Source organism: Nonomuraea sp. NPDC003707, assembly GCF_053587055.1.
The window spans coordinates 13864-29764 of sequence record NZ_JBSFNK010000074.1; the positions used below are offsets into that span (position 1 = coordinate 13864).

Annotated in this window: 15 protein-coding genes; 8 read left to right on the forward strand and 7 right to left on the reverse strand. The window is 71.8% G+C overall.

All coding sequences use genetic code 11. From position 1 onward, the window contains the following. The first annotated feature begins 31 nt into the window (after positions 1 to 31). Both ACWDRB_RS65095 and ACWDRB_RS65100 read left to right on the forward strand, forming a co-directional pair. On the forward strand, positions 32 to 694 hold the full coding sequence (locus ACWDRB_RS65095) for a response regulator transcription factor (protein WP_350730873.1): 663 nt from the start codon (positions 32 to 34) through the stop codon (positions 692 to 694). Continuing rightward, positions 691 to 1794: a sensor histidine kinase gene (locus ACWDRB_RS65100; protein WP_449912136.1), complete on the forward strand. Its 1104-nt coding sequence runs from the start codon at positions 691 to 693 to the stop codon at positions 1792 to 1794. The genes ACWDRB_RS65095 and ACWDRB_RS65100 overlap by 4 nt, the downstream gene beginning before the upstream one ends. Here ACWDRB_RS65100 and ACWDRB_RS65105 read toward each other — a convergent pair. The 6 genes from ACWDRB_RS65105 to ACWDRB_RS65130 form a co-directional block, all read right to left on the reverse strand. Next, the gene (locus ACWDRB_RS65105; protein WP_449912138.1) at positions 1763 to 2926 is read right to left on the reverse strand and encodes a DUF418 domain-containing protein; all 1164 of its coding nucleotides are present in this window, start codon (positions 2924 to 2926) and stop codon (positions 1763 to 1765) included. The genes ACWDRB_RS65100 and ACWDRB_RS65105 overlap by 32 nt on opposite strands. 91 nt (positions 2927 to 3017) lie before the next feature. After that, positions 3018 to 4724: a SpoIIE family protein phosphatase gene (locus ACWDRB_RS65110; protein WP_449912139.1), complete on the reverse strand. Its 1707-nt coding sequence runs from the start codon at positions 4722 to 4724 to the stop codon at positions 3018 to 3020. Between the two features lie 155 nt (positions 4725 to 4879). Further along, entirely contained in the window at positions 4880 to 5242 is a 363-nt protein-coding gene (locus ACWDRB_RS65115) for a hypothetical protein (RefSeq protein ID WP_363985474.1), read from the reverse strand. Positions 5243 to 5528: 286 nt separating this feature from the next. Beyond that, positions 5529 to 6092: a hypothetical protein gene (locus ACWDRB_RS65120; protein WP_449912141.1), complete on the reverse strand. Its 564-nt coding sequence runs from the start codon at positions 6090 to 6092 to the stop codon at positions 5529 to 5531. A gap of 247 nt (positions 6093 to 6339) precedes the next feature. Continuing rightward, positions 6340 to 7509, reverse strand: a complete 1170-nt coding sequence (locus ACWDRB_RS65125) for an MFS transporter (protein WP_449912143.1) — start codon at positions 7507 to 7509, stop codon at positions 6340 to 6342. Positions 7510 to 7685: 176 nt separating this feature from the next. Next, positions 7686 to 8150, reverse strand: a complete 465-nt coding sequence (locus tag ACWDRB_RS65130) for a MarR family winged helix-turn-helix transcriptional regulator (protein WP_350730862.1) — start codon at positions 8148 to 8150, stop codon at positions 7686 to 7688. Positions 8151 to 8231: 81 nt separating this feature from the next. Here ACWDRB_RS65130 and ACWDRB_RS65135 point away from each other — a divergent pair, with 81 nt between their 5' ends. After that, positions 8232 to 8612 carry an ester cyclase gene (locus ACWDRB_RS65135; RefSeq protein ID WP_397367835.1) on the forward strand — a complete coding sequence of 127 codons (381 nt, stop codon included), beginning with the start codon at positions 8232 to 8234 and terminating at the stop codon, positions 8610 to 8612. A gap of 223 nt (positions 8613 to 8835) precedes the next feature. Here the strand turns inward: ACWDRB_RS65135 and ACWDRB_RS65140 are convergent, their stop codons facing one another. Then, a complete protein-coding gene (locus tag ACWDRB_RS65140) occupies positions 8836 to 10917 on the reverse strand; it encodes a hypothetical protein (RefSeq protein WP_449912145.1) in 2082 nt (693 codons plus the stop codon). A 144-nt stretch (positions 10918 to 11061) separates the two neighbouring features. On the opposite strand from ACWDRB_RS65140, the gene ACWDRB_RS65145 reads away from it, so the two are divergent. The 5 genes from ACWDRB_RS65145 (at position 11062) to ACWDRB_RS65165 (ending at position 15814) form a co-directional block, all read left to right on the forward strand. Then, on the forward strand, positions 11062 to 11445 hold the full coding sequence (locus ACWDRB_RS65145; RefSeq protein ID WP_449912147.1) for a hypothetical protein: 384 nt from the start codon (positions 11062 to 11064) through the stop codon (positions 11443 to 11445). Positions 11446 to 11719: 274 nt separating this feature from the next. Next, positions 11720 to 12472, forward strand: a complete 753-nt coding sequence (locus tag ACWDRB_RS65150; RefSeq protein WP_449912149.1) for a rod shape-determining protein — start codon at positions 11720 to 11722, stop codon at positions 12470 to 12472. 31 nt (positions 12473 to 12503) lie between these two features. Beyond that, positions 12504 to 12845 (forward strand): TraR/DksA family transcriptional regulator, encoded by a 342-nt coding sequence (locus ACWDRB_RS65155; RefSeq protein WP_449912151.1) that lies wholly within the window; start codon positions 12504 to 12506, stop codon positions 12843 to 12845. Positions 12846 to 12901: 56 nt separating this feature from the next. Then, a complete protein-coding gene (locus ACWDRB_RS65160; protein WP_449912153.1) occupies positions 12902 to 14449 on the forward strand; it encodes a PucR family transcriptional regulator in 1548 nt (515 codons plus the stop codon). Between the two features lie 120 nt (positions 14450 to 14569). Then, positions 14570 to 15814, forward strand: a complete 1245-nt coding sequence (locus ACWDRB_RS65165) for an NAD(P)/FAD-dependent oxidoreductase (protein ID WP_449912154.1) — start codon at positions 14570 to 14572, stop codon at positions 15812 to 15814. The last annotated feature ends 87 nt before the right edge of the window (positions 15815 to 15901 follow it).

Consider the following 15901-nt stretch of genomic DNA (forward strand, 5'->3'; position numbering starts at 1 on the left):
CAGCCCGCACGACGACCGGCGGTGAACGGCGGTGAGAGTCCTCGTCGTCGAAGACTTCGAGGTCCTCGCCCGCTCCATCGGAACCGGGCTGCGCCGCGAGGGCATGGCCGTCGACGTCGTCCTGGACGGAATCGCGGCCCTCGACCGCCTGGCCGTCACCCGTTACGACGTGGTGATCCTCGACCGCGACCTGCCCGGCGTCCACGGGGACGAGATCTGCCGGCGACTGGCCCACGGCCGCTGTGAGACCCGCGTACTGATGCTCACCGCCTCCGGCACGATCGAGGACCGCGTCGACGGGCTCAGTCTCGGCGCCGACGACTACCTGCCCAAGCCGTTCGCGTTCGCCGAACTGGTCGCCCGCGTCCGTGCCCTGGCCCGCCGTGCCACCCCGCCGCTGCCGCCCACCCTGGCGTGCGGGGACATCACCCTCGATCCGGCCCGCCGTATCGCGTTCCGGGCCGGTCGGCGCCTGGAGCTGAGCCCCAGGGAGTTCGCCCTGCTCGAATGCCTGCTCGCCGTGCCCGGCGTGGTCATCTCCGCCGAGGAGCTGCTCGAACGCGTCTGGGACGAGGCCGCCGACCCCTTCAGCAGCGCCGTCAAGCACACCATGCACCGGTTGCGGGCCAAGCTCGGCGACCCGCCCGTGATCGAGACCATCCGCGAAGGCGGCTACCGCATCGGATCGTCATGACCTCCCCGCAACTCGCCAGAAGGTCCTTGCAGACGCGGCTCGCGCTGGCTTACGCGGCGGGCATCTACGCCGCCGGGGTCTTCGTGCTCATCTTCGTGGATGTCCCGCTCGTCGGCATCCACGCGGCCAAACCGGTAGGTCAGCCCTCCACAGGCGCGATCACCGAAACCGGGTCCGGGATCAGCCTGCCCCAGCTCCTCATGGGGTCCGCCGTCGCCCTGGTCATTCTCATTCCCGTCGCCCTGGCTCTCGGCTGGTACGTCGCCGGCCGGTTCCTGCACCCGCTGCGCGCCATCACCTCCACCGCCAAGGTCATCTCCGCCGGAAACCTCGACCGGCGCCTCGACCTCGGCGAGCCCACGGACGAGCTGACCGAGCTCGGCCACACTCTCGACGACCTGTTCGCCCGCCTGCAGGCGTCCTTCGACGCCCAACGGCACTTCGTCGCCAACGCCTCCCACGAGCTGCGCACCCCCCTCGCCGGCCTGCGTACCCTCCTCGAAGTCGCCCTCGCCGACCCCGACGCCGACACCGACACCCTGCGCTCGGCCTGCCAGGAGGCCCTGGCTCTCGGCGGACACCAGGAGCGGCTCGTCCAGGCGCTGCTCGCCCTGGCCACCAGCGAGCGCGGCGTCACCCGCTGGGACACTTTCGACCTCGCCCACGTCGTCGAAGGAGTGCTCGCCGCCCGCCGCGACCAGGCAGCCGAGACGGGCATCGACCTCGCCGAACACCTGACGCCCGCGGTGACGGCCGGGGACCCGAGACTGATCGAAAGCCTCGTCGCCAACCTCATCGACAACGCCATCCGCCACAACCACGCGGACGGGCAGGTGAAGGTCACCACGCAGACCTCCGGCACGCAGGTGGCCCTGACGGTCACCAACAGCGGGCCGGTCATCCCCGACGACCAGATCCAACGCCTCTTCCAACCCTTCCAGAAACTGGCGCCCGATCGAAACGGTCGCCACGATGGCTACGGTCTCGGCCTCGCCATCGCCAATGCCGTCACCCGAGCTCACCACGCCACCCTCACCACCCGCGCACGCCCCGAAGGCGGCCTGGCCATCACCGTGCGGTTCGCCAGGCCCCGTTGGTGACGCGGCGCAGGACGTACTCGACCGGTCCGTAGCGGTGCGTACGCAGCCAGCGCGCGCTCAGCCAGAGCAGGACCGTGTAGATCGCCAGGGCCACGCCCATCACGGCGAGCGGCGACAGTTTGCCCGCCAGCGCCAGGCCGTACCCGGTGAAGACCAGGCAGCACAGCACCGACTGCCCGACGTAGTTGGAGGCCGCCACCCGTCCGGCCGGGGACAGCGCGCGCCCGGCGGCGGGGAAACGCCGGATCACCCGCAGCAGGGTCACCACGTACGCGGCGGCCAGCAGGATCGAGGTCACTGTGGACACCGCCATGCCGGCCAGCTCCCACGTGCCTCCCGCACCGGCCGTCAGCGCGAGCAGGATCCCGCCGGGCAGGCCCAGGCCGAAGCCGATCCACTGGACGCGCGGCGCGAGATGCCACCACCGCCCGGTCTCCTCCAGCAGCCTGGACCTGCCCGCCGCCAGCCCGAACAGGAACATGGCCAGCGCCATCGGCCCCTGGAAGATCCAGACCATCGCGACGAGCGGCGGGTAGAGCTCCAGTTGCAGGGTCAGCACGTCGAGCGGGCTGCCGGTGGCCAGGGCCAGCGTGTGGGCCGCCGCCGCGGTGTCGGCCACCGGAGCCTGGCCGGCCGTCGGGTCGAGGGTGGACAGCCACGCCAGCCCGGTCCACAGCAGGGCCAGCACGCCGACGATGACCGATCCGGTCACGACGGCGGTCTTCGGCCTGATGTTACGCAGCGCGAGCAGGAGCAGGCCGAGCATGGCGTACAGGGTGAGGATGTCCCCGATCCACAGCAGGATCCCGTGTGCCAGGCCGATCACGAACAGGCCCAGGCACCTGCGCAGCGTCCTGGCCCGCACGCTCGCGCCCGCCCGCTCCGCCGAGCGCATCTGCAGCGTGAACGAGTAGCCGAACAGGAACGAGAAGATGATGTAGAACTTGGTCAGCACGAGGGCGGTGATGACCGTGGCCACGGGCCCGTCGGGGATGGGCATAGTGCCGTTGACCGCGTAACCGGGGTCGGCGAAGAAGCCGATGTTGGCCACCAGGATGCCCGCGAGCGCGAAACCGCGCACCGCGTCGATCTCGTGGACCCGGCCGGCGAGCGGCGTGCTCACTTGTGTCATGGACCTGAAGCTACGGACGGCGTGCCTGCCAGGGCATCCGACCTTGGTCTGCCTCCGGGCGACTAAAGCAGCACGGGTCCCGCTCTCCGTCTCAGGGGTGGTCCGGGATGCGCACCGCGAGCAGGGCGACGTCGTCGTCGTTGTCCGCGGGGCGGACGCGGTCGATGAGTACGTCGCCCAGCGACGCGACGGGCCGCTGGGCCATTGAGGCGGCGTACCGGCTCAACCGGGACATCCCCTCGTCCAGCGTCCGGGTCGGGGACTCGATCAGGCCGTCGGTGTAGAGCACCAGCGTGGAGCGGGGCGGCAGATCGGCGGTGGCGTCGACGCGGACGGTGGGGATGCCGGTGCCCAGGAGCAGGTCCTGGCCCTCCTCCAGGAAGCGGGTCCGCCCGTCGCGCTCCACCAGCAGCGGCGGCGGGTGGCCCGCGTTGGTCCAGCGCAGCCGCCATCCGCCGTCGTCGCGGCGCTCCAGCCGGGCGAGGACGGCGGTGGCCATCGTGGTCTCGGCCATGCGGGCCACCGCCTGGTCGAGCCGGTCCACGATGACGCTGGGCGGATCCTGGCCGGCGCCGGCGTAGGCGCGCAGCATGTTGCAGACCTGCGCCATGCCGGCGGCGGCGTCCAGGTCGTGGCCGACCACGTCGCCGATCACCAGGGCGGTGGCGCCGTCGGGCAGGACGAAGGAGTCGTACCAGTCGCCGCCGACCTGCGAGGCGCGGGGCGCGGGCCGGTAGGAGGCGCTCATCTCCAGCCCGGGCACCGACGGCAGCTGGGGGAGCAGGTGGCGCTGCATGGTCTCGGCGACCCGCCGCTGCCGCTCGTACAGGCGGGCGTTGTCCAGCGCCAGGCCCGCCCGGCGGGCGATGTCCTCCACCAGCAGCAGGTCGGCGGTCGTGAACGTCGCCGGCTGCCCGGAACGTCCCAGCGTCAGGGCCCCGACCACGTCCCGCACGCCGCGGATCGGCGCGATGCACGCCGAGTGCATGCCCGTCACCCGGAACAGCTCCTGCTGGGCGACCGCGATGCCCGAGTCGGGAAGCCCCTGGTAGGTCTCCGGGCTCACGAGCGTGGCGGTGACTCCGCGCAGCGCCCGCGACAGGGGCATCGGCGACTCCTGGGGAACGGGCGGCATCGGCCCTTCCAGATCGTCCCGGTACGTCAGGAGACCGCCCTCGAAGTGGGCGACGGCGGCGCGCGACACCCCGCCCTCCTCGGTGAGCAGGTCGACCACCGCCCAGTCCGCCAGCAGCGGCAGGACCAGGCGTACGAGCTGGCGCAGCGTCTCGTCCACGTCCAGGCTGGCGGTGAGCGTCGTGGTCGTCTCCGCGAGCAGGGCCAGCCGGTCGAGCTGCGACATCGAGGCCGTGGCGCCGGCCGTCTCGTACGGGGCCGGCGCGGGTGACTCGTGGAAGAGCACCAGCGCTCCCGTCCTGCCCTCCTCGAGCTGGCAGGGGGTGACCATCCAGGAGACCCGCATCAGCACGCCGTCGCCGCGTTCGAACCATTCCCCTTCGCCCTGCGCGCTGCCGCCCACGATGAGGGGCTGCCGCATCGCGCACCGGCTGCGCGGCAGGGGCTCGCCGTACTTGCCCCGGTGCAGCAGGTCGTGCGCGTCCCGGCCCAGCAGCTCCTCGGCGGGGCGGCCCAGCAGCCGTTCGGCCTGGGCGGTGACCTCCACGATCCGCCCGCGGTCGTCCACCACGTACGCCCCCGCGTCGGAGAGGTCGGGCAGGCGGCCCAGCCGCATGCCGTCCGCCGTCCACGATGCCCCGGTATCGCCCGCCGGCACGTTCATGGACGGCGCTCCTTCCCTGGCACCGGTGACCTGCTTCGTCACAGGCAGCCTAGAGGAACGCGGCATATGCCCCAGCAAACGTCGTCACGCGCCGTCGGGCCCCGGGCATGGGCCGGCCCCGGTCGACGGACGACCGGGGCCAGGTGCGCCGGACGTCAGTCGGCGCAGATCGCGAAGACGCTGATGCCGACGTCGTTGTAGCCGTCCTGACGGCCGATGCCGATCCAGCCGCGGCCGTCATCGGTGGGGAAGGACCCGACCAGGATCGCCCTGTTGCCGCGGGCCTCGGCGCCGCCGCCGAGGACCCTCTTGTTGCCGGGGCAGAAGAGCGTGCGGCGCTGGAAGTTGGGGACGTTGGCGTTGGGCAGGGTGACGAGCTGGTAGCCGGATGGGAGAGCCGACAGGTGGGCGGCCGCCTGGACCGGTGCGGACGCCTGGCTGGCGGCGGCGGTCGTCGTCAGACACGCCCCCGCCGCGATGACGGTGAGGGGGAGGGTCAGGAACCACTTCGACTGCATCGTTCTCCTTCTGTCCTGTCCCCAGACGGCCACGACTCCGGACAGCGCGCGGCACGCCGGCGATTGCGCGCACTGAGAGTGGTGGTCTGATCACGGGGGGCAAAGGTTCTGACACGATGAGTATCGGTGCTATTACTTACCGTGTCCATGCGTATCTGTGTTCGGGTGCGGCGCCAGCCCTTTGACCGCCGTCTGAAAGAACGCTCCAACCTGGGACAATGACCAGACCGATGAGGTGGGCGCGGCGGCGTCCCCTGGGGGACGGACCGCCGCCCGGCTCCCGTGATCAGCCGCTGTAGGAGATCCAGCCGTATTCGTACTGGGTCCAGCCGTTCTCGTCCCCGGTGTGCCTGCGGCCGGTCATCACCTGGTTGGTGCCGCCCATGGAGGCGTGGTTGTTCTCCCTGACCCAGCCCTCCAGTTGCCTGGGGGTGATCTGCACCGCCTTGCCCTGCCAGAACAGCGCACCGTGGTAGTAGATGGTGTCGCCGTTCTCGTCCCCGTCGTGCCGGATCCCGATGATGGCCTCGTTCGCCGGGGTTTTGTAATCGTGCTGGTTCTCATCCGTCTTGGTGCCCCAGATGTCCCACCTGAGCACCGTGACCTGGACGTTGTCGATGTAGATGCGGCCGCAGGAGAACGTGGTGTCGCCGTTCTCGTCGCCGCGGTGCCCGCGGCCGATCAGCACTTCGTTCGTCGGGCAGTTGAACTTGCTGTTCGACTGTTTCAGGGTCGAGATCTGCCCGGGACGGATCTCGATCGTGGCGGCCGCGGCTGGGCCGGCGGGGACCAAGGTGAGGGCGGCGACGGCCGTCGCCGCCAGCGCGGCCGGCAGAGCCTTCTTGAGCATGTCGTGTCCTTTGAGGATAGCCTGCGGTAAGCGGAGTCCATGATCGCCGTCACGATGGCGACCGTCGTCCGCCTGCAGGGTGAGCGCGGGTCCGTCTGTACGGTGATCCACCCGCTGCAGAGGGCCTTGGAGCCGCTGTGTTCCTGCCCGCCGCGCTTGCCACCCGCTCGTCCGAGCAGCCCCGTCAGGCAGGTGGCCTCCGAGCCCTAGCCCGAAGTTCCCCCGCGAGGGGCCTCCACCGAACATCTCAGTCGTCGTGGGCTATGAGCATGAGCTGCCGCCACAGCAGCACCACGAACACCGCGGAACCAGCGAAGGCGAACCAGAAGGGAGCCGCGACGCCGAAGCGGGTGGCCAGGACGCCGCCGATCAGCGAGCCGACCACCAGGCCGGCGTAGACGCAGATGGCATTGACGCTGCCCACCCGGCCCTGGAGTTCGCGCGGGACCGCGCGCTGGCGGACGGTGACCGAGGTCGTGCCCCAGATGAACGCGTGCGCGCCGAAAGCCAGGAAGATACCCCCGGCGACCCACGGCGAATGGGTCAGGGCCAGGCCCAGGTGGGTGAACGTCTCGATGATGAGCCCGATCCGCATCAGGGCGCCGAGGCTCACCTTGCGGGTGATGGCTCCGTACAGGCCGGTGCCGATCAAGCCGCCGATCCCGCCGATGGTGGTCATCAGGCCGAAGCCGATGGCGCCGAGGCCGAGCTGCTCCTGGGTGTACAGGACGAGAACCGACCAGGCGGCGCCGAACGTGAAGTTGAAGATCAGGATGGTGAGCGCCAGCGTGCGGACCGCCGCGTGCTGGATGGTCCAGGTGAATCCGGCGATGAGCTCCCGTACGGTGTTGGGCCTGGGATCGTCGGCCTGCCGGCCGTGCGGCGGCAACGTGATGCGGGAGACCAGCACGATCCCCGCCATCACCAGGAGCAGCTGGCTCGCGAACGGCCAGGTCAAGCCGAGGCCGAACAGTGCCGCGCCGATCGGCGGCCCGGCGAGCTGGTTGAGCGTGATGAATCCCGTGCCCAGGCGGGCGTTGGCGATGACGAGATCGTCCTTGCCGACCATCATGGGCGTCAGCGTGGCCGTCGCGTTGTCGGCGAACACCTCGGCGATCGACCGGAGCGTGAGCGCGACCAGCGCCGTCGCCACGGTCACGGTGCCGGTCACCATGAGCGCGACGAGCGCCGCCAGCACCACGGCCCGCACCGCGTTCGCGACGAGGACGATCCTGCGCCGGTTGTACCGATCCGACAGCACGCCCGCGTACAGGCTGAACATCAGCGGCGGCGCCCAGCTCACCAGGGCCGACAGCGAAATCATCAGCGGGTCGCGGGTCAACGTCGCGATCAGCAGTGGGCCCGCGGCGGCCGCGACCCCGTCACCGAGATTCGTCAGCCAGCTCGAGGCCAGCAACCATCGGAATCCTGTCCCCAGCCGGGCAGGCAGTACTCGCTCAACCACTGTGATCACGAGCGCAAAACCATACGTCGCGAGGGTATTTGCGGCAACGCGTTTTCGCTTCTACGCGCTGTGTGTGTGGGGTCACCCGCGCCCGGCGGCGTTCGACGCATCCGGTTGCGTCCCTGATGTCACTCGGCGCGCATGCGTCCGACCTCTGACTGGAAGACCCCCTCCGTCCTGTCCAGGAAGTCGGCGATCAGCTCCAGTTGCTCGTCGGTGTAGCCGTCCATGGCGCCGCGCCACGCCCGTACGAACGGGGCGAATACGGGGCCGATCACCTGCGCGGCCTCCTGGGTCTGGAGCGTCACCACGACCTTGCGGCGGTCGACGCGGTCGCGCTCGCGCCGTACGTACCCCACCGCCTCGAGCCTGTCGATCACCCCGGTGACGGACGCGGTCGTGATGCCCGCGCGCCTGGCCAGCTCGCTCGCCGTCAGCGGGCCGTCGCTGAGCAGGTTGAGGCAGTGCAGGTCGGTGGTGTTGACGCCGATCCGCTCCGCGGCGCCCTGGCTCATCGCCACCGACAGCGCGTTGGTACGGCGCAGCGCGTCGAGCAGCTGGGCCACGAGCTCGGCGCGCCTTGACATCGCCATCCAAACTCCTTAGCGTTCCAAGTGTTTAGGAAAACTAGAGATATGGTTCTCTAGTGACTAGCCTACCGGAAGGACGGCACGATGAAGGATGTCATCAAGCGCTTCTACGACGAGGTGCTCAACGCCGGCGACCTCGACGCCGCCGACGAGATCGTCGGCCCCGGCTTCGCGCCCCGGGGCGGCGAGGTCGCCGGCCCCGAAGCGCTCAAACAGGTCGCCCGCTACCTCCGCTCGGCGCTGCCCGACCTGCGCTTCGACATCGAGGACCTGATCGCCGAAGGCGACCGGGTGGCCACCCGGTGGACGTTACGGGGCACGCACGAGGGGGACTTCTTCGGTTTCCCGCCCACCGGCAAGCCGCTGGAGGTGCGCGCCTGCGTCATCTTCCGCATGGAGAACGGCAAGGTGGCCGAGATCTGGCCGGTCATCGACTCCAGCTCCCTCGCGGCCGCGAGGCGATGACGTTCTCCGACGGGCGGTCCGGCGCCTGACCGATCATGAAACCAGCGTGCGCTCCATCACATGGAACCGAACGCGACGCGCGGACACAGACGAGTCGTGAGCACTGATCTCGAATTATGGTCCCGCGTGGCCAAGGGCCCCGAGGGCGGCATCGGGGGCTGATCCCGCATGCCGGGGGAGGGGGCTGCTGCCTCGACTCACCTCCGCCGCATCGCGGTCGCGATCATCGTGCATGCCCGCCGACGACGGTCAGCGCCGCGCGGCAGTGGTCGAGCAACCTCTCGTCCTCGGTGACCTGTGCGGTGCTGTAACCGTCCTCGCGCGCGTTGTGCCGGCGTACGCGGCCCAGTTCGGCGGTCAGCAGCGGAGCCGAGTCCGCCGCGACCGGGCCCAACTCGGCCCAGAGCACGGCGACCTTGCGCCGGGTGTGGACGTTCGTCGTCCAGACCCGTTCCAGCACCGGCAGCGCCGGGGCCGGGTCGCCGGTGATCCGCCACAGCGCGTGGGCGGCCGAGAGCACGAGCCAGCCGTACGGGTCCTTGCGGCGGGCCAACCGGCGCAGCCGCGTGCCCTGGGCCTTTGTGGCCTGACCCAGTTCGGCCAGGAGGCCGGCCGCGTCGCGCCAGGCGTACTCGCTGTCGTCGTCGAGACACCGGCCCGCGACCGCGAGGGCCGCGTCTGTGGAGCCGTCGACCTGCCACAAGGCCCGGGCGGCCGGCACCGCGAGCCCGAGGTCCGCTGCGGCGGCGGCCCGGCGGAGGACCGGCAGGCATTCCCCGGCATCGGGAGCGATCGCCGCGAGCGCCACGAGCACGGCCGGGGTGATGGGGCCGCCGAGCAGGTCGGGCAGGGCTTCGGCGGCGGCCGGGCCGATCGCGGCGAGCGCGCGGACGACGCTGTCGCGACGGTGATCGTGCGGGTCGTCGGCGGGCAGGTCGCGCAGGCGGCACAGGAGCAGCGGCATCAGCGGCGCCGCGCAGGGCCCGAACCTGATCACAAGCTCGCCGGCGTCGCTCGGCATCGGCTCGCGATCGAGCGCCCAGGCCAGCATCGGCAGCGCACGCGGGTCACCCGCCCCGCTGAGAGCCCGCAGCGCCGGCGAGACGGTGGGCAGTTCGCGCGACCATTCGATCACCCACGGCAGGTGCGCGTCCGCCTCGGTGTGCGGCAGGGCCCGCCGGCTCGTGGACTCCAGAGCCGCCGCCAGGGCGTCCGCCGCGGGAGCGGTCAGGTCATCCAGATGCTCCAGTACGCCGACCGCCCGCGCTCGCGTGCGCGGGTGCCCATCGCCGATCCGCTCGCCGACCAGACCGATCAGCTCACGGTAGTCACCGCGCCAGCCGTCGACGAGATTGCCCGCCGAGGTCAGGGCGTCCAGGTGACGCTCCCAGTCCTGGGAGCGCAGCAGGCCCGTCAGCAGACGCACCCGCTCGTCCACGCGGTCGCCGAAGGACGCGCTCAGGCCGCGCACGAGTGCGTTTGCTCCGGGGGCCCGCCGGCCTTCGTCGCCCTGTTCGCGTAACCGGCGTACGGCGCCGATGAGGGTGCCGGTCTCGAAACCGGCGGGCGCGGTGACTGCCGTGCCTGATCCGTACACGGCCGAGAGCATCTCCAACGCGTCGTCGACCTCGGCCACCGGCGGCTCGTCCGGCGCGCCGGGCAACGAGGTGAGCTCGGCCAGCGCCACCAGCCGGAGCGGTAGGTCGGGCTCCGCCGCGACGATCCCCGCCAGCCACTCGCGCAGCGCGGGGTCGACGCCTTCCTCGAACCGCGCCAGCGTGCCGGCGGTACGCACGATCGCGCGCCGTACCTCCTCGTCGGTCTCCTCCGCCAGGCGCCCGGGCAGCCGCGTCAGCGCCGCCCGCCGCCGGCGCGTGCAGGCGGGCAGCACCTCGAGCACCGCCCCGCGCACCCGCGGATCCGCGTCCTCCAACAGCCGTTCCCACAGCGGGTACGCCGCCTCGACCGCCTCGTTGGCCTTCCGGTACGGCCCGGAAAGTTCGGTGGGATCCTCCGCCGAACCCATGCTGGCCAGCAGTTCCACGACACCGGGCCGGCCGCGGAGGTCCGGGCGCTCGGCGATGCGCAACAGAAACGGGATCGCCGCGACCGTGCACGGATAGACGTCGCCCTGGTGGTGCACCGCTCCGTAGATGCCGTCGAGCGCGCTCTCGCGGACGGCGGGGTCGGGGTCGACCAGGTCACGCAGCAGGCCCGGAACCTCGGCGGCGGATCCATAGGCGCAGCGCATGCGCCCCCAGCGAATCTCGTCCAAGCCGGCGAACAGGTCATCCTCGACTGTCATGGGCAGACATCTTGCCAAAAGGCACGGGCCGCGGGCTCCCGCGAGGGCTGCTCGTGGGCATCTGAGCGGCGGGGTTGCGGGTGCACACGCCGCCGGTGATGGCCTGGCATGCCTTTTCCGGTGGTGTGGGCTATGGTCGGCCGTATGACGGGACCGTGGAGAACACCACAAGGGTCCATCACGCTCGTCGGCGTGATGGCCCTGGTCCTGCTGTCCCTGGTGTCGCTGATGCTGACCAGCGCTTCGGGCAGAGCGAGCGGCGAACCCGTCGTCGTGCAGGGGTCGGCCTCCGGTCCGGCGTGGAGCCTGGGCGGAGGGGACGCCGACCTGTCCAGCCTGCCGCCGCAGGCGAGCGGCGTCCGCGAGCACCACGTACTGTCGCTGTGGCCGCCGATGCGCGGCCAACGCCACGGCGAGCTCGCCCATCTGGCGCTGCTGCCGTCAGCGGGCTCGATCGTGGACACGTTCCGCGATCCTCAACAGCTGGCGCACCGCACCGCGGGATCGCGCAGCCCGCCGCTCACCTAGCCGACGTCTTCCCCGTTCGGCTCTGCGGCCACGCGCGCCGCGGAGTCTGACCGCGCGCCCGCGCCGTCTGTCGGCGCCGGGTCTCTGCGTGCCGTCGCGCCTGGAGACGTCTGATGACCGTCCCTATGGCAGGAGAAGTGACAGGGCCACCTGTCCCGTGCCGCCTATTTTCTCTCGACGTCAGCTAGGAGCTGATCATCGTCATGCCGTTTGTTGGATCTCTGTGGCTGGAGCGCTTGCGCGAGCCCGGCCCGGTGGCACGTGGGAGCGCGGGATGAGCCCGATGCGGCGCCTGGTGGCGCTCGACCTGGGCACCGCGCGTACTCGATCGCTGAGCGGACACGCCATCGCCGACCGGCCGTCGGCGATCATGAGGCGAGCCTCCGGCGTGGCGGATGTGGTGCGGCCCATCCGGCACGGCATGGTGGCCGACCCCGGCGCCTGCGTTCGGCTGGTGCGCCTGGTGTTGCAGGACACCCGGCTCTACGACGGCCGGCCGCCGGCGCGAGTCCTGGCCGGGGTGCCGATCGCGGCGTCGCCGGGCGATCGCCGGGCGGTCCACGCCGCGGTATCCGAGATCGCCGGGTGCGAGGTGACGCTGGTGGAGGAGCCGCTGGCCGCCGCCGTCGGTGTCGGCCTGGACGTCCTCGATCCCCGGCCCTGCCTGGTGCTGGACGTCGGGGCGGGCATCGTCGAGGCCGCGGCCATCGGTGCCGGGGCCGCCGTCGACGCGGTCTCCCTCCAGCTCGGCGCCACCACAGCCGAGGGGCTGCCGCCGTACGCGCTGGAAAGCGTCGTCGAGATGACGGCGGGCCTGCTACGCCGCCTGCCGGCCGAGTCGCGCTCCCGGGGCCTGGTGGTCACCGGCGGCGGCGCTCATCAGGAGCTGCTGCTGAGCCGCCTGCGCACCGCGCTGCGGCTGCGGATCAGCGTGGCGCCCCAGCCGCAGCACGCCACCATCCGCGGCCTGATGCGCCTGTGCCTGCAGCCGGCCCTGGCCGAAGGCCTCGGCCTGCGCGCCCGCTGACGTATTCCGTTCGCAGAAAGGACCATCCATCATGACCGACAACCACGAGACCTCACACCTCAGCAGCGTGCAGCTCCAGTCGCTGCGCCAGGACCTGCAGCAGCAGCTGGAGCAGCGCAGGCGGCACCTGGACGGGCTGCGGGTGCAGGAGCAGGACGGCAGCGGCGCCGACGGCACGTGGCAGGAGCTGGTCATCTCGATCACCGCCGCCGAGCGCGCCGTCGCCGAGCTGTCCCAGGCCTACGACAGGCTGGTGGTCGGCACCTACGGCCGCTGCGCGCGCTGCCAGGCGGCCATCCCGTTCGAACGGCTCAAGGTCCGGCCGCTGGCCCGCAACTGCATCGACTGCCAGCGGCGGCACGAGGCCGCCTGACACGTTGCGGAAGGGAGCGGGGCAGCCCGCTCCCTTCCACCGACCCGGAGTTGAACATGATCACATTGGACCGCCTGGTGAACGTGCTCGGCGGGTACGGCGTGCGGCTGTGCGGCAACCCCGAGGCACGCTCGGCCTGGCTGCGCAGCGTGGCGATGCCCGACGCCACCGACCGCCACGCCGCCGGCGACCTGCTCCTGGCCGTCGGCACCACCTCGATCGCCGAGGCCGTGCAGTGGGCCGCCGCGTCCCGAGCCACAGCGGTCCTGGTCCGCCCCGCCGAAAGCGGCGCTGACGTCGAGCGGGACGCCGCCGCGCTCGGCGACCGGCACGGGGTGGCCGTCCTGCTGGCCGATCCCGCCGTCTCGTGGAGCCAGCTCGCCGGCGTGGTGTACGGGCTGGTGCTGGAGAGCCGTGAGACCGCCTCCGGGCGCGGCCCGACCGACCTGTTCGCCCTGGCCGACAGCCTGGCCGACGTCATCGGCGGGGCGGTGACCATCGAGGACCGGCACTCGCGGGTGCTGGCCTACTCCCGTTCCCAGCAGGCAGGCGACCCGGCCCGGTTGGAGACCATCCTCGCCCGGCGCGTTCCCGACCGGCTGCGCGAGCTGTTCCAGCAGCAGGGGGTGTTCGCCCGGCTGGCTGCGACGGACGAGCCGGTGTTCATCCCCGCCGATGCCGGGCACGGCCTGACCGGGCGGATGGCCGTGGCGGCGCGGGCCGGCCGCGAACTGCTCGGTTGGGTGTGGGTGACCTGCGAGCGCCCGCTGACCGGCGCCCATCTCCGCGCGCTGGCGGACGGCGCGCGGACCGTCGCACTGCACCTGCTGCGTTCCCGGGCCAGTGCCGACCTGGAGCGGCAGGTGGAGTCGGACCTGGTCATCCGGCTGCTGGAGGGCAGCTCCGACGCCGAGACGATGATCAGCCGGCTGGGCCTGGCACTGCAGCCGATGCGGGTCATCGCCGTCCGCGCGCACACCGCCGATCGGCACGCAGCGCTGCTGCTGGCCTTCGAGCAGGCGACCACCGGATTCGGCTGGTCCAGGCCCGGCCGCAGCGCGCTGCTCGGCGACACGCTCTACACCATCATGCCGGCCGAGCAGGCCGACGCGGCCCGGCAGTGGATCATCGCCCTCCACCGCGAACTGCCCGCTCAGATGCACGTCGCGGCCGGAATCAGCGCACCCGCCGAGGTCGCGGAGCTGCCCGCCGCCCGCCAGGAAGCCGACGAGTGCCTGGCGCTGCACGAGAGCGCCAGGCCCGGCGCCGTCCCGCCCGCCTACGACGAGTCCTGGGACGACATTCTGCTGCGGCGGCTGCGCGCGGCGGCGCGTACCGGCCGGACTCCGGCCCGCGGGCCGGTGAGCACGCTGCTGCGGCACGACAGCCGTCACGGTACGGGCTTCGTGGCCACGCTGCGGGCCTGGCTGATGAGCCAGGGCGACCTGGCCCTGGCCGCCGAGCAGCTTGGAGTGCATCCCAACACCGTGCGCAACCGGCTGCGCAAGATGGACGAGGTCGTTCCCCTGGACCTGAACGACGGTCGCAAGCGCCTCGCCATGATCATCATGTTGGCCGCCGTGGAGGACGAGCCCCGTCACTGACACGTTGTACCGGATCGACAACGGCGGCGCCGCGATTGTCGCCCGCCCACAACGCCGCAGGTCGCCGCCAGGGCCATGCTGACTGGGACACCCCGTCATTCGTTCCGTTGGAGGTTGGGCATGGACGGCAACTGGCCGAGATCGGTGATCGTGGTGGGCGCGGGCATCGTGGGCCTGTCGACCGCCTGGTTCCTGCAGGAACGCGGCGTCCAGGTCGACGTGGTGGACCGCGGGGGAGTGGCGGCCGGCGCCTCCTGGGGCAACGCCGGATGGATCGCCCCCGGCCTGGCCATCCCGCTGAACGAGCCCGCCGTCCTGCGCTACGGCCTGCGCTCGCTGCTGAACCCGGCCGCGCCGCTGCACGTGCCCGCGAGCCTCGACCCGGGCCTGTGGAGGTTCCTGGCCGGGTTCGCCGCCAACAGCCACTGGCGGTCCTGGACCCGCGCCGCGCGCGCCAACGTGCCGCTCAACGACGAATGCATCGAGGCCTACGAGGTGCTCGCCGCCGACGGCGTGTCCGCCCCGGTCGTCGCGGCGCCGATCACGGCCGCGTTCCGTACGCCACGCCAGGCCCAGGAGCTGCTGCGCGAGCTGCGCAGGCTCCAGGCGGTCGGGCAGCGGGTCGATCACACCGTGCTGGACGGCGACCGGCTCAGCGAGCACGTCCCGCTCGCCGGCGACGCGCTCAGGGCAGGGGTACGGATCGACGGCCAGCGCTACGTCGACCCGGGCGCTTTCGTGCACGCTCTGGGCAAGGCCGTCATGCGACGCGGCGCGACCGTGTACGCCGTCGAGGTCGACGAGGTGCGTACCGATGACAGGAAGGTGGTCGTCCGCTCGGCCAAGGGCACCGTCCTGTCCGCCGACGCGGTGGTGCTCGCCACCGGCGCGTGGCTGCCCCGGCTGGCCCGGGAGTGGGGCGTGCGCGTCCCGGTGCGGGCGGGCCGCGGTTACTCCTTCACCGTGCCGGTCGACCATCCCGTCCCCGGTCCCGTCTACCTGCCCGACGTACGTGTGGCGTGCACGCCGTACCAGGGCCGGCTGCGGGTGGCGGGCACCATGGAGTTCCGGGACCCGGACGCCCCGCAGGTGCCCGCCCGGCTGGAGGCCATCATCGCGTCCGCCCGTCCGCTGCTGCGGGGTGTGCACTGGGAGGAGCGGACCGACCTCTGGGTAGGGCCTCGCCCCGTCACTTCGGACGGACGGCCGCTCATCGGCGCGACGGTGGCTCCCACCGTCTACGTGGCGGGCGGGCACGGCATGTGGGGCATGGCCCACGGCCCGATCACGGGACGGCTGCTGGCCGAACAGATCACCACCGGCAAGCAACCCGCCGCCCTGGCCGACTTCGACCCCCTCCGCTAATGGAAGCTACCGGGTCGGTTGATCAGGCAGACTCGGTGCCTGGTAGCCGCTGGTGAGTGAGCACTTCCTTCCGCTGGACCATCGTGA

Coding starts and splice junctions, on each gene's coding strand:
- ACWDRB_RS65110 (WP_449912139.1), bottom strand. CDS start 4,724: ATGAACGTGCCGGCGGGCGATACCGGGGCATCGTGGACGGCGGACGGC.
- ACWDRB_RS65135 (WP_397367835.1), top strand. CDS start 8,232: ATGAAGGATGTCATCAAGCGCTTCTACGACGAGGTGCTCAACGCCGGC.
- ACWDRB_RS65150 (WP_449912149.1), top strand. CDS start 11,720: ATGAGCCCGATGCGGCGCCTGGTGGCGCTCGACCTGGGCACCGCGCGT.
- ACWDRB_RS65120 (WP_449912141.1), bottom strand. CDS start 6,092: ATGCTCAAGAAGGCTCTGCCGGCCGCGCTGGCGGCGACGGCCGTCGCC.
- ACWDRB_RS65155 (WP_449912151.1), top strand. CDS start 12,504: ATGACCGACAACCACGAGACCTCACACCTCAGCAGCGTGCAGCTCCAG.
- ACWDRB_RS65130 (WP_350730862.1), bottom strand. CDS start 8,150: ATGGCGATGTCAAGGCGCGCCGAGCTCGTGGCCCAGCTGCTCGACGCG.
- ACWDRB_RS65115 (WP_363985474.1), bottom strand. CDS start 5,242: ATGCAGTCGAAGTGGTTCCTGACCCTCCCCCTCACCGTCATCGCGGCG.
- ACWDRB_RS65165 (WP_449912154.1), top strand. CDS start 14,570: ATGGACGGCAACTGGCCGAGATCGGTGATCGTGGTGGGCGCGGGCATC.
- ACWDRB_RS65100 (WP_449912136.1), top strand. CDS start 691: ATGACCTCCCCGCAACTCGCCAGAAGGTCCTTGCAGACGCGGCTCGCG.
- ACWDRB_RS65160 (WP_449912153.1), top strand. CDS start 12,902: ATGATCACATTGGACCGCCTGGTGAACGTGCTCGGCGGGTACGGCGTG.
- ACWDRB_RS65105 (WP_449912138.1), bottom strand. CDS start 2,926: ATGACACAAGTGAGCACGCCGCTCGCCGGCCGGGTCCACGAGATCGAC.
- ACWDRB_RS65145 (WP_449912147.1), top strand. CDS start 11,062: ATGACGGGACCGTGGAGAACACCACAAGGGTCCATCACGCTCGTCGGC.
- ACWDRB_RS65140 (WP_449912145.1), bottom strand. CDS start 10,917: ATGACAGTCGAGGATGACCTGTTCGCCGGCTTGGACGAGATTCGCTGG.